The sequence below is a fragment of the Aliterella atlantica CENA595 genome, from assembly GCF_000952155.1.
GTDB lineage: Bacteria > Cyanobacteriota > Cyanobacteriia > Cyanobacteriales > Chroococcidiopsidaceae > Aliterella > Aliterella atlantica.
In genome coordinates this window covers 128,905-142,444 of record NZ_JYON01000009.1, presented here as the reverse complement: position 1 = coordinate 142,444, position 13,540 = coordinate 128,905, and the positions used below count along the sequence as shown (strand labels likewise).

The 13,540-nt window shown below is 43.7% G+C and carries 11 protein-coding genes; 6 read left to right on the top strand and 5 right to left on the bottom strand.

Going from position 1 to position 13,540, the window contains the following annotated elements:
* Window positions 1-2,283 (top strand): transporter family protein, encoded by a 2,283-nt coding sequence (locus UH38_RS10670; protein ID WP_052672338.1) that lies wholly within the window; start codon window positions 1-3, stop codon window positions 2,281-2,283.
* 60 nt (window positions 2,284-2,343) lie between these two features.
* On the opposite strand, the gene UH38_RS10665 is transcribed toward UH38_RS10670, so the two are convergent.
* The 3 genes from UH38_RS10665 to UH38_RS10655 form a co-directional block, all read right to left on the bottom strand.
* Window positions 2,344-3,744: an amidohydrolase family protein gene (locus UH38_RS10665; RefSeq protein WP_045054640.1), complete on the bottom strand. Its 1,401-nt coding sequence runs from the start codon at window positions 3,742-3,744 to the stop codon at window positions 2,344-2,346.
* Window positions 3,745-3,873: 129 nt separating this feature from the next.
* A complete protein-coding gene (locus UH38_RS10660) occupies window positions 3,874-4,167 on the bottom strand; it encodes an Mpo1-like protein (RefSeq protein ID WP_045054639.1) in 294 nt (97 codons plus the stop codon).
* A 201-nt stretch (window positions 4,168-4,368) separates the two neighbouring features.
* Window positions 4,369-4,869, bottom strand: coding sequence for a sterol desaturase family protein (locus tag UH38_RS10655; protein WP_045054691.1), 501 nt, complete (start codon window positions 4,867-4,869; stop codon window positions 4,369-4,371).
* Between the two features lie 66 nt (window positions 4,870-4,935).
* Between UH38_RS10655 and UH38_RS10650 the strand changes: the two genes are divergently transcribed.
* The gene (locus UH38_RS10650) at window positions 4,936-6,621 is read left to right on the top strand and encodes a GH3 auxin-responsive promoter family protein (RefSeq protein ID WP_045054638.1); all 1,686 of its coding nucleotides are present in this window, start codon (window positions 4,936-4,938) and stop codon (window positions 6,619-6,621) included.
* Here the strand turns inward: UH38_RS10650 and UH38_RS10645 are convergent.
* Window positions 6,596-7,816, bottom strand: a complete 1,221-nt coding sequence (locus tag UH38_RS10645; RefSeq protein ID WP_045054637.1) for an MFS transporter — start codon at window positions 7,814-7,816, stop codon at window positions 6,596-6,598. The two genes, UH38_RS10650 and UH38_RS10645, sit on opposite strands and share 26 nt — an antisense overlap.
* Window positions 7,817-7,936: 120 nt before the next feature.
* Here UH38_RS10645 and UH38_RS10640 point away from each other — a divergent pair, with 120 nt between their 5' ends.
* From UH38_RS10640 to UH38_RS10625, 4 genes are all read left to right on the top strand, one after another.
* Window positions 7,937-8,998 carry an aromatic ring-hydroxylating dioxygenase subunit alpha gene (locus UH38_RS10640; protein ID WP_045054636.1) on the top strand — a complete coding sequence of 354 codons (1,062 nt, stop codon included), beginning with the start codon at window positions 7,937-7,939 and terminating at the stop codon, window positions 8,996-8,998.
* A gap of 180 nt (window positions 8,999-9,178) precedes the next feature.
* Window positions 9,179-10,459: an aminotransferase class I/II-fold pyridoxal phosphate-dependent enzyme gene (locus tag UH38_RS10635; RefSeq protein ID WP_045054635.1), complete on the top strand. Its 1,281-nt coding sequence runs from the start codon at window positions 9,179-9,181 to the stop codon at window positions 10,457-10,459.
* 62 nt (window positions 10,460-10,521) lie between these two features.
* Complete coding sequence (locus UH38_RS10630) at window positions 10,522-11,664, top strand: hypothetical protein (protein ID WP_045054634.1); 1,143 nt, start codon at window positions 10,522-10,524, stop codon at window positions 11,662-11,664.
* Window positions 11,661-12,620, top strand: a complete 960-nt coding sequence (locus UH38_RS10625; RefSeq protein ID WP_045054633.1) for an NAD-dependent epimerase/dehydratase family protein — start codon at window positions 11,661-11,663, stop codon at window positions 12,618-12,620. Before UH38_RS10630 ends, UH38_RS10625 begins: the two co-directional genes overlap by 4 nt.
* On the opposite strand, the gene UH38_RS10620 is transcribed toward UH38_RS10625, so the two are convergent.
* Entirely contained in the window at window positions 12,621-13,367 is a 747-nt protein-coding gene (locus UH38_RS10620; RefSeq protein WP_045054632.1) for an ABC transporter ATP-binding protein, read from the bottom strand.
* Between the last annotated feature and the right edge of the window lie 173 nt (window positions 13,368-13,540).

Below are 13,540 nucleotides of genomic sequence, written 5' to 3'. Positions count from 1 at the left end.
GTGAAATACCGAAATTATCAGCAAGCATTACTGCTACTGCCGTTAATTGCAGTAATGCTTAACAGTCCAGTTAAAGCATCTGCTGCAACTACTGATACTACACAACAAATTAGCCGCAGCCTACCTCCTGGTTTGACAATGCGTTTGCCACCTCAAAATTGGCTAAATGCCCGTTTGGGCGATCGCAGCAGCCCAAATATTCAAGTTGTGCCTCAAACCTCTAAAACTGGTTTGAGGCTCGATTTATTTAAATGCCAGCAGCAAACAGCAGCTTGTTTTGTCGGTAGCGTAGTAGCCCAAAATTCACCAGCAGCAGGCAACGAACTAGCAAAACACCAAGCTGCAGCTGCACCAGTTACCCTTGCTAAAAATTTGCGCGGCTATTTGTTAACGCCACAAGCAGGCAAACCAGTTTCATCGCTGATGTGGCAGCAAGATAAACAATATTACACCGTTGAATTGCCAGCTACCTCGCCGCGCCAACAAGTAATTTTTCTCGCCTCAGCGATCGCCCGTTCTGCACCAATCCAAAGCACAGCAAGCTCTCAGGCAATAGCCCAAACGCCACCACCCGAACAAGCACAGCGATCGCCTTTGCAAACTCGCGCTCCTGTCTTAACCACAGCAGAACAACTGCGCCAAGGAGAAGTATTAGTTAATCTACGTTATCGTCAATCTTTCCCTGAAGGAAGTGCCGCAGACACAGGTTTAACAGGTCAACCGACGCTAGGTGTCACTTGGGGAGTAACAGACAATTTAGAGCTAACACTTGATGCTCAAACCGTTGATAACTCTGGTCCTGGTCGTCAAGGTCGGTTTGATGTCAAAAGAATTAATAGCGACGACACCAGCCCAAACTTCTTTCAAGAAATTACCTTACAAGGCAAACACCGAATTTGGCAAAACGAATCGGGGACTCAAGCTTTAAGCGGTGTAGTTGCAGTTTCAGCGGGCGTTCAAGGCAGACCTTACCGTTTTACAGAGGCAAATGGAGCGATCGCCTCTAGCGGGCGCAATAGCGGCTTAGTTACTTCTTTCGAGTTGCCGTTTACAATTTCACCTAGCGATCGCTTGCAACTAACTTTATCGCCCAAAATTGCTTTTTTCCCTAATAGCCACGCTCTCTACTACACTAGACCGCCTAGAAGCGATTCTGAATCTTTTGGGACGACTTTTGGTTTAGCGGGCGGTATCAGCTATCAAGTTCTGCCTCGTCTGTTATTATGGGGCGATGCTTTTATCCCTGTAACTGGCAATAACTCAATCAACCGTGCTACAGGCTCTCCAGCGCGGACAGTTGCCTTTAATGCTGGCTTGCGCTACCTAGTTAATCCGCGCTTGGCTACAGACTTATTTGTTTCCAATAGTTTAGGCAATACAGGAGCGATGTCTGTACTTGGCGATCGCGCCTACACTTCTTTAGGTTTGGGCGTGACCTTTTTGCCTGGAGTTAGTAGCGCCAATCGTCGCTACGCTCAAAGCTTCCGCACAACTGTGCAACCACCGCCTAGCACTGTGGCAGGATTTGGCTTTTTAGACGGCGGTACGGTTGCTAACCAACAACTATTATTAAATTTGCAAGGTGGCAGTCAAGGACTACTAGGCGCTGTTCGTTATGGACTATTAGATGATTTGGAACTAGGTATTTTTCTGGACTACGTTCCTGGCATCATCGACGAGTCGCAATTTGGCTTTAGCGGTAAAGTTAGATTTTTGCACCAAGCAGACGGCGACCCTTTTACTCTTAGCGGTGTAGCTACCTTAGCTCGCTCTAATAACGTACTGATAAACCTTATCAATGACAATCGCAATGAATTTGAGCAAAGAGGTTTAGAAAAAGGTGGCTTTGCTTTTAGCAATGAAGGCGCAGGCGAATTATTTATCATTACCCTTTCTGCTCCCATGCATTACCAATTTGAGGGCGGTAGTGCAGTTTGGTTAACGCCAACTTTAGGATTTATTCAACGTAATGGCTTGCAAATTGCTGGACTGAATTTAGGTGGCTCAGTGCCATTGAGTAGAGATATAAATGCGATCGCTGAAGCTGGGATTAATTTCACCAGTGACGGTAATGCCTTTATTGACAATAACTTAGAAAATGCTATTCCTTGGACTATAGGTTTGCGTTGGCAACCATCCTCTTTATTCGGTATTTCTGATAGTCCCCAAATAGAAGCCTATCTCACTAATAGAGTAGGTTCTTCCCCGTTTGAAACCCTAAGGGTAAGGGCAGATAACGATTTAGCTGTGGGTGTGGGTTTGTTGTTGCCAATCCAATTTTAGAATTGTTGCCCTAGAAGGCGTGTAGAGATTCTGCACTGCAACCTCTCTACACACCCCAGCCTATTTAGTCGCGGTTGGTGTTTGCGCCGTCAAATAATTAGGCAACGAATTACGCAGGCGATCGCCATATAATGCCAAAGCGTTGCCACCCAACAACAATTCCAGGTGTTCTCTGTCATAATCAGCGACTTCTGCCGCATCTTTAACACAATTGTGCAGCACTCCGTCCCAATGCCCGTAATCGCCAGAGAAACAAGCTAAATGCTTGCCTATTTCACCCATCGCTACAGGCAAATAAGCTGGTCCTGGATCGTCTGATTCAAAGGAAGTAAAAATTTGTCCCCGTTCAAAATATTCCATTGGATCTCGATGGCGCAAATCGTAATGCTCGTAAAGACTCGCATCGTCAATCTTAGTTGGATCGTGTTGCTGATTCCACAACAGATCGAATAGATTTTTTGCTTGACTAATCAAATTGAAATTATTGCTCGTGCCTCTTTCCTGAATCATTAACTTAGTAAATTCCATCAGCGAAGGGCGATAAGGAGTTTTGGGATCGAAATCGCGAATCCGCTTTTCCCAATGTTCGTGAAAAGCATGAGCAAGATCGGGCAACCAACCGCAACCGCCTTCCAAAAAGCCTACTCGCAGCGTGGGAAATTGCTCGAATGCACCATCAAATACCATCCGCGCCAGCGCTAGCTGTTGCTGGTTTCTTTGCACGAAAATATGAGTTAAGACAAAAGTCTCTGTATAGTCAGAAATTCCGCCCACCATATAAGAACCAGGTCCGCCATGAATCCCCAACGCAATATCTAAATCTACAGCCGCTTGCAGTATTGGTCTAAAGTCTGGGTGGCTAATTGTCTTGCAACTGCGAATCTCTGGGAATGCATTCGGCGCTTTGGGGTGAGGAATGGGCATATTCGGCGCAACAGCTACACTAATCATGCCTAACTCATTGATACAGCGGTGCATTTCTGCAACTGCTGCATCTACATCCTGCAATGGCAATACGCCAATAGGTTTGAGCCTATTATCGTATCCCCGACAATCGTCCGCTATGTAGCTGTTGTATGCACGACAAAGGGCGATCGCAAAATCCTTATCCAAGATGCTAGAAAAAATTAAGTTCAACGTGCCGTAAATTACATGGACATCAACACCTTCAATATCCATGTGTTCCAAACGTATGCGGTTAAACATAGCGCCCATAGTTGTCTCTGGATGCAATGTCCTAAAGCCACCTTTGCCCATACCTTGGGGTTGCGGAAACATCCGCATTAAGTCATTTTGACCAGTTGCTGGATTATAGTCTACAATTCTTGCTCGTTGATCGCCCAAACTATCAATTACTAGCCCAATGCGATCGCGGTACTCTGGGTCTAGATATTCCCGCAGTACCAGCGGATTTTCTAATTTGTGAGCATCGGCATCAATGACTTTCAAACCTTGATACATAAACCATCCTTAAAGTCAATACAATAAATACTCAATTAAGTTGATAGTTAAGCAGATATTAGTTACCAAGCGAGGTAGTATTTTACTGTTTAATTGTCCCAAACCTGGTAACTGGTAACTGGTAACTGGTCACTGTACTCGGCGCAAACCAAACCAGCGTTCAAAAGACCACATCATTGATGTAGGGATAGTAATCCAAACAGGATACTTAACAAAAGCAGGTTGATTTTTCTCAAAAACTAAGTGTCCGCCAATAGCCAGAACTTGAGTTAGTACCAAGCAAACAGGCGTTAACCGCCAGTCATAAAAGAGAAAAACAGCAGCAGCGATCGCAAGTATGTTGGTAACGTGGTGCAAAAATTGGTTGATAGGATGCTGATGGCAGGCAGCAAAATAGACTTTTGCCTCTTGAAAGTGGCTCAAAACGATTCTCCTACACTCACACTAGATTCGGAAAATAATTGCAACGTTTCAGGAAGGATATCACTAACACTCAAAAAAAGCGACCAACTGAGAATAATTTTGAGTTTTGAGTTGGGGAGTTTCTAGTAGTTTTGAGTTACTGAAGTGCCAAAAATTCAAATCTCTGCTTCTTATCTCCATACCTTCCCCTTTTCTGTTCTTTTACCACCAGCGTAATTGCAACAAACCCTGTTCTGGCTGGCTAAGTTCTTCCTCGTCTAGCCATTCCACAGGTTTGTAAGTACCAAAAAGCTTATCCCACCAATCTACGGCTAGACCAAAATTATGATGCCACATTCCGTATTTGTGATGGACATAGTGAACTGGCATTTTCATCCAAAAGCACTTAGTTGGGTTTTCGTGTTGTAATTGATGAGCGTACGCAGAAAAAGCTGCGTATGCCAAACCGCCTAAAAACCAACTAACTCCAGCTACCCAAGAAAAGAGGAACATTACAAACATTGCTAAAATGCCACCTCGGACGTAATCTCGAAACTCCCACAAAACGCCTTGTCCTTCATTGCGGCGGTGATGATCCAAATGACGTTCGCCAACTTTTTTTGAGACGTGCATCAAACGATGCAACCAGTATTCAACTAAACTAGCAAAAATAAACGCGCTAGCAAAACAAGCAATTGCAATCGATGTGTTTTGTACGAGCATTAGTTCTCCCTTACACCACTTGCTTGATTCTTTAGTGTACACTTTTGCTAATTTTTGCAAGGATTGATGGCAAACTTTTTCCTTCCTCTTTTGACGGCTGTAGCTAGTCGCGTCAAAGACAACTTTATCCAACAAACTCGACGCACTTCCCAGGTACAAGAGCAATACTTACAGCAATTATTGCTAGCTTATCGAGATACAGAACTAGGACGTGAATATAAGCTGAGGGAAATCAAAACAATTGACCAATTTTGCGATCGCATCCCAGTTCTACCTTACAGCAGCTACGAATCTTATACCGAACGTATCGCCGAAGGGCAGCAAAATGTATTGACAAGCGATCGCGTCTTGTATCTCAATCTTACTAGCGGCTCGACTGGGACAAAAAAACTAATTCCAGTTACCAAGCGATTTCAAAATTCATTGCGCCAAGCTAATTTAGCTAGTATTGGCTTTTTAGATGAGGCTTTGCGTTCCCAAGGACGGCAATTTGGCAAACTACTAGCGACAAACTCCGTTCAACTGTTAGGACGTACTAGCGGCAGTATAGACTACGGTCCTGCTAGCGTTGGCGTATTGCGGATGGGTAAGTTTGTCTACGAACAGCTTTTTGCTCATCCTTACGAGACTTTACAACCAGCCGAGAGTTTAGCGCGGCATTATATATGCTTATTATTCGCTCTTAGCGATCCTAATTTGTGCGGAATTGGGGCAAATTTTCCCATGCTTGTGTTACGTACTTGCAATTATTTAGAAAAGTATGCTGAAGATTTAATTCAAGACTTACAAGCAGGAACTATAGCTAGTTGGTTAAAACTAGAACCAGAAATTCGCACCAAACTAGAGCAAAAATGGTCTAAACAGCCAGATAGAGCCGCTCAACTGCGCGAAATATTCAAAAATGCTGGAAAACTGACACCAAAACTTGCTTGGAAGAACTTATCTTTCGTAGCCACAGCGCGAGGAGGAACGTCAGATTTTTATTTTCAACGCTTTCCTAGCTATTTTGGCGATACTCCAGGATTTGGCGCTGTCTACTCCTCAGCAGAAGGAACTTTCGGCATCAACCACGCCCTAAATAATGATGGTAGTATTTTGGCTATTACTAGCGGCTTTTTTGAGTTTATCCCTCAAGACCAGTGGGAAGCAGAACAGCCGCAAACTCTGCTAGCTACTGAAGTTAAAGTAGGCGAACTTTATCGGATTTTAATGACAAATTACAGCGGTTTTTATCGCTACGATATTGGAGATGTAGTAGAAGTTGTCGGCTTCTACGAACAAGCGCCCTTAATTGTATTTCGCTACCGTCGCGGTGGTTTGCTCTCTTCTACCACAGAAAAAACTACAGAATTTCATGTCACCCAGGTAATGCAAACATTGCAGCAAGAATTTAACTTGCCTTTGGAAGACTTTTGCTTTACTTTGTCAGATGATGTAATTCCTGCTCGTTATTTGATTAATATCGAACTTGCACCTAGTCAAAAATTAGGCAATCCGCAAGAATTTTTAGCTAGATGCGATCGCCAATTACAAGCAATTCATACATCCTACGCAGTCAAACGGCGCGATCAAGTCCCACCGCCTAGACTGAGAATACTTGCTCTTGGTAGTTTTGCGATCGTGCGTCAGCGCCAACTGCAAAAAGGGATTCCAGATTCGCAGTTAAAATTTCCCCACATCAACGAGGATCGTAACTTTCTTTCGGGATTAGTAGTAGAGCAAGAAATCAAGCTGGTGGAGGATTTGGATTAACGAAGTCTTTATCGTTTCTACTCAAGGCCAACATCAATAATCCAGCAATAACAGAGACGCTAGCCGCACCATAAAATACTAATTCTATTCCACCGTAGTTTAGCAAAGGTCTAAGGATAATCGGCGAAAGAAACTGTCCTAAAAATCCTGCACCTGTTCCAGCAGCTAGTATGCTCGATTTGAGGCTGGGAACAGCTATATTTGCTAAAGCGCTATAAACGTTAGGAAGAACAATCCCAAATCCCACGCCAAAAAATACTGCTGTGAGGATAATCCAGCCTAATTGTTCGAGGAGAGGAATAGTAGTTAATGTTACAGACATCAGAGCGCAGCCTAACATTATTGCTTTCGCTAAACCTAATTTTTGCGCTAGCCATTTGCTACCCAAAGCTGAGATGACAGCCGCACCAATCGCTCGCGATGCTAAAACCACGCCATTTAAAATTGCCCCCGCGCCGATGGTAGCTTTGAGATAAAGTGGCGCGTAAACTACTACAGAGTACATAGAAATAGAAACTAAACTCAGAGTAACTAGCAGCCAAATAGTAAATGGCTGCCCTAAAACTTGAGTAAGTTTATAACTAGGTACAGTAGTTCTATGCGTTTTTTGTTCTAGGGGCAAAATTGAACGTGCGCCTATAGCTAACGGTATCGCCAACCCATAAAGACAAAAAGCATATCGCCAATGACCAGTACCAACAGCACCACCAAGCAGCGGAAATAAAATACCAGCAATAGTTAGGGTACTGGTAGCATAGCCTAGAGCCTGCGATCGCACTTCGCCATCATACATATTTCCCAACAACCCCAAACTAGCCGCTGCAATTCCGCCACTAGCTGCGCCAATTAACGCCCGTGTCACTAATAGAGGCGTAAAACTATGCATAAAAGCCCCTGCTATCCCAAATAGCGCGTAGAACAACAAAGAGGCAATTAATACCTTAACCCGACCAATCCGGTCTGCAAGAATACCTAGCGGCGGGCTAAACAAAGCTAGCGTCAAGCAATGCGTACTAACTAAATTAGCTGCTAATCCTGGGTCTAAGTCCAGTTCTTGAACTATATCGGGTAAAATCGGCGCTACAACTCCCCCCGCCATCGTCGTCAAAGAACCCGCAGCTAGCAGGATTAATAATTTGCGATCGCTTAATCTTAACGATTTTTTAATAAATTTTGGTGCAAACGCGCTAGGCATATAAATTTACTCGATAAAAATTGGGGAAAGGGAATTTCGTCAAAAGTCTCCTAGGTTATTGACTTCAATAGCCGAGAAGGCTAAATTTTGTCACAGTAATTGCCAACATTAGTACGAATAATGGATTTAGCAACCACCCTCACCAGTCAGACAGTACAAAACTCTGTCCGCAAAGTTGGTATCAATCCTAACTACTGGTATCCCATTGGTTGGGCAAATCACCTCAAGCCTGGTGATATTATGCCCGTAATGGTTTGGCAACAAGCGATCGCTATCTACCGCGATCCCAACGGTGATGTTCGCGCTTTAGAAGATGCTTGTCCCCATAAAGGTATTGCCCTCCATAAAGGCAAAGTTCAAGGCTGTAACCTAGCTTGTGCGTATCATGGCTGGGAATTTGACGGACAAGGCAATTGTGTTAATATTCCCTACTTACCTCCAGAGCAAAAATTGCCCCGCGCTCGCGCCCGCAGCTACCGGGTACAAGAGAAATATAATCTAATTTGGATTTTTCCTGGCGATCCGGCTTTAGCGACTACTAACTCACCACGTGATATTCCCGAATTTGACCAACCTAATTGGTTAATGGTTCCGGTAACAGCCCAGTTTCAAGCCCATTTTTCAATCTGCAATGAAAATACTATGGATGTATTTCATGGCTTTCTCCATCAAAACTTGCAGGAATGGTTCGATCCGGTGCTACTAAGCTTGCGCGAAACAGAAACATCTGTACTTGCCGAATATCAAGTATCCTACAAAAATTGGATTGCCAAATTTTTGGGCTTGAGCGATCGCGCTGACGCTGTAACGACATTACCTGTCTCAGTTTATTACCGCTACCCGCACTACTACACTATACTGCAAGGAATTTCAACTTTATACTTATTTAGACTGCCTTTAGATCCAACCCAAAGCCGTTCTTTTGCCTTCTTTTTTTTCAAAGTCCGCTTACCACAACTGATATCAAAACCGCTTACCCCTATATTGCAAAAGATACTGCAGCGCTTTATGTTAATGAAATTCTTGGCTCAAGATATTGAAATGCTCGAAAGCGAACAAAAAACTTACTTAGCCAACCCGCAAAGGCGTTATGTCGAAATTAACCCAGCGATTATCGCTATTCAGAGGTTAATTGTGCGACAGTACGAACAATTTTTGCAAAAATCGCGTCCAAAAATGTAGTTACAGCATTTTCCTGGTTTTGACTCTCAGTATGGTGGATTAATTTCTAAATAGCCAGTATTATATTTTCTCTAAGTAGGCTATTTATAAAACTTAACATAGCAAATATATAACTGCGAGAATATACTGTTGAGCCAGAGGCAATTAGCATAGCTGGTAAAAGGTGAGGGGAGTAAATTAGTGCAAATTATCAAAGAGTACGTTCAACGCTGGTATGAAAGCGGACTCGATCCCGATGAGTATATTTGTCATCGAAAGCAAGGAAACTTAGTAGAAATCGAAGATGCAGCAACAGGCGATCGCCGCACCGTTTTGAGTTTCTGCACCAACGATGTACTAGGACTTGTCCACGAGGAAGCCGTCAAGCAAGCAGCGATTGACGCAATTCTCCAGTACGGAACTTCTAATAGTTCCTGCTCGGTTTTGAGCGGTAGAATCGGCTTGCACCAACAGCTAGAAGCAGAAATTTCTGCTTTTAAGCATTTGCCACACACCCAGCTATTTCTAAATGCCTGGATGGCAATGCAAGCATTGATGGATGCTTTTTGTCACTTAGCAATTCCAGTGCCAGGTTTTCAGAATACCAGAGAAACGTTAATCTTGACCGACGTTCTCAATCACGGCTGCATTCTCTCGGCAATTGTTAACGCTGGAACTCGCTCCGGTAAAGTATTTGGACATAGCCCCCGCGTCCGCATCAAAGCTTACCGCCACTGCGATCCCCAAGACTTATCGCGCAAATTGCAGCGCCACGCCCGCGCTGACGATCGCATTATGGTCGTCTCTGATGCCGTATTTTCTATGGATGGAGACATCGCCCCACTGCCAGATATGATCGATGTCATGCGTGGCTACGAAGGTAGCGTCCTACTTATGGACGAAGCACACGCTAGCGGAGCCATAGGAGCTACAGGAAGGGGGATATACGAGCATTTTGATATTCTGCCCAGTTATGCTATAGAAAGGGGCGTTGTACCCCTGATTATGACAACTTTTTCCAAGTTTGCCGCCTCAGCTGGAGCAGCGATTAGCAGTCATGTCGCAGAATTAAAACCGTTATTAAACGTATCGCCCACATCAATCGGTACGATCTCACTATCACCTCCACTGACTGCGGCGGCGTTAGAAAGTATCCGTCAAGTCCGCCAGCATCCCGAACTCGTGCAAAAATTACAGGAAAATACTCGCTACTTAAGAACGCGCTTGTTAGAAGCTGGCTTTTTAGCGATCGGTGAAACCAACGTCATTCCAGTTCTTTTACCTACTGAGATCAATCCGAAAATCTTTGCCAGACAAATAATGCAAAATTACGGGATTTGGGTATCGCCAATATGGTTTATTGCCAAACCGCGCATGAGAATTACAACCAACGCGCTGCATACCAAAGAAGATATGGATCGTTTAGTTACAGGCATGGTAGCAACTAGAGATTTGTTGTACAAACCAACAATTAGTGCTTAATTTAGCTGATAGCTGTTAGCAACGGCTATCAGCTAATTATTGTTGCTAAAAATAGGTAAAAAATGTTAAAAACAGCAACTTTCCAAATCCAAACAGTTAAAACTCCAGCAGATAACGAGTTATTTTTGGATGTACCCAAGCTAATCTATGCGGGCGATCCTCATTGGGTGCAACCCTTGCGTAGTAGCATTGCTAAAAATTTTGCACCCGACAATCCATTTTTGCAGTATGGGAAGCTGCAACAATTTATTGCTCTATCAACAGGCGATCGCCCACAAGCGATCGGGCGGATTGTCGCCGCCGTCAACAATAGGCTGATTGAGCGAGAAAATCAAAACGTTGGTGTATTTGGCTTTTTTGAATGCGTAGAAGACTTTGAAGTTGCTCAAGCCTTATTAAACGCTGCTTGTCAATGGCTAAAAGAACAAGGTATGACAGTAGCTAGAGGTCCCATCGATCTTTCTACTCATAATAATTGCTTGTTATTAATCGATGGTTTTGACTCCGAACCGATAATGATGATGCCTTACAACCCACCTTATTATCCAAAATTTATGGATAAGGATGGTTGGCAAAAAGCTAAAGATGCTTATGCTTACAAGTTTGGTTTAAAACAAGACTTTCCTGGCGAATTTGAAAGAGGCTACCGCATCGCTAGCAAATCTGGCGTTACATTTCGTCCGATGCGACTCAAAGGTAAAGAATTTGAAGAAGATTGTATCAAGTTGTATCACCTCTTCAATCGCGCCTTTGTCAATAATTGGAGTTCGTCGCCGCGCACCGAGGCAGAATTTTTAGCCGAAGCAAAAGAGCTACAAAGTATAGTAGATCCTGACATTTTTCCGATCGCCGAATGCGATGGCGAAATGGTTGGCTTTTTCATGGCTATACCTGATTACAACGTTCCACTCAAACAAGTCAACGGCAAATTAGATTGGTTGGGAATTCTCAAATTATTGTGGTATCGCCGTAAAATCGATCGCGTGCGAGTAATCGCCTTTTGTTCTTTGCCAGAATACCGCCGAAAAATGGTTCCTTTAGCAGTAGTACATTTGGGGCTACAAGGCGCAAATAAGCAGAACAAACGCTACGAGTGGGCAGAACTTTCCTGGGTTTATGAAGACAACGATGCTTCGCGCAAACTAATAGAAGCTGGCGGCGCAAAAATCTACAAGACTTACCGCATATACGAAAAAGCCTTATGAAAGCGCTAGTAACAGGAGCAAATGGTTTTACAGGCTCTCATTTAGTCAAAGCTTTAGAACAAAGAGGCGATCGCGTTGTCGGGTTGGTGCGAAAATCGAGCAACCTCGAACGTCTAGCTAATTGCCAATTGCAGCTAGTATATGGCGAAATTACCGACAAAGAAGTTTTGCAACAAGCGATCGCAGGAGTAGACGTAATATTCCATACCGCAGCTTATGTAGAGCTAGGCATAGTAAATGACGCAGAAATGACACGGGTAAATGTAGAAGGAACCCGCACACTGTTAGAAGTTGCTCAAACTGCTGGTGTGGCAAAAATGGTGTATTGCAGCACTATTGGCATATTTGGCGACACTGCAGGCAAAGTTGTAGATGAAAGTTTCAAGCGCACTCAGCAAAACTTCTCCTCAGCATACGATCGCACCAAACACGCAGCCCAAGTATTAGTAGATGAATTTGCAACTCAAGGATTACCAGTAGTTAGCATTTTGCCATCAGGAATTTTTGGCACTGACGATCCGCATTTTGCCCCTGTAGTGCAGCAATTCCTTAAAGGTAGATTGAAATTGTGGGCAGGAGGCGATCGCGTTACAGGTATAGTCCACGTAGACGATCTAGCCAATGCAATGATTCTAGCCGCCGAAAAAGGCACATCTGGGGCGCATTACATCATCTCGGCAGGGGATTTAACAACCCGCGAAATGTTTGCCCAAATGGCAGAAAAAACAGGTATAACCGCCCCTCAAGAAGCGCCCAAGCTTGTAGTTAAGTTAGCTGGAAACTTGCTCGATCCGATTGGACGGATATTTAAATTTCAGCCGCCATTAAGCCGAGAAAGAGTTCACTACATTTACGATCGCTGCGTGCGCGTAGATGCTACTAAAGCTCGGCAAGAATTGGGTTGGCAACCACGCTCAGTTGCCGAAACTTTAGCCGAACTTGTTGCCAATAGCTAACTACTGCTTCAACATTCCGTCTTCTAAATAGGTAATGCGATCGGCTGCATCCACAATACGGGGATCGTGCGTTACCATCAACACAGTACAACCTTGCTCTTTTGCCAAAGACCGTAATAATTCTATTACAGCGTGTCCGCTGCGAGAATCTAAAGCCGCTGTTGGCTCATCTGCCATGATTAATTGCGGGTTTCCTGCCAAAGCCCTAGCGATCGCCACTCGCTGTTTTTGCCCGCCGGATAAGTCACCAGGCTTTTGATTTGCTTGATTTTCTAACCCAACTTGTTCTAATAATACGCGCGACTTTTCTTGCGCTACTTTACCGCGCACACCTTGAATATTTAGCGCTATTTCTACGTTTTCGATTGCTGTCAACGCCGGAAATAAGTTGAAGTTTTGGAAAATAAAACCAATATTTTGCTGTCTAAACTTAGCCAACTGAGCGCGAGACATAGCTGTAACGTCTTCGCCTAGCAAATATACTTTGCCTTTTGTTGGAGTCATTAATCCAGCCAAAATTGACAGTAGAGTAGTTTTGCCCGAACCAGAAGGACCCATTAATAACTCAATACTACCTTCAGAAATTGATAGGTCTATACCTTTCAAAACCTGGAAGCAACGTTTTTGAGATTTAAATTCCATCTCTATCCCTTGAGCAACAATTGCTCCTATTTGGGTAGTAGATGTATCTAAACCAAGATTAGGTAATTGCTTATAAGGAGCAAATCTACTTCGCGAAGCACTCATTATATTAAAATTCTTTAAGTTTATTCAAAGCACCAGCAAAGCTCATGCCAAGATAGTGTGTTTACTGACTATTATTGCTATCGCTACATTTTACTAGCTAGCAATAGTGGACACTTATAGCTTCCGGCATACCTATATAAGTAGAAATGCGAAAGGTGAGTATGTAAGTGGGC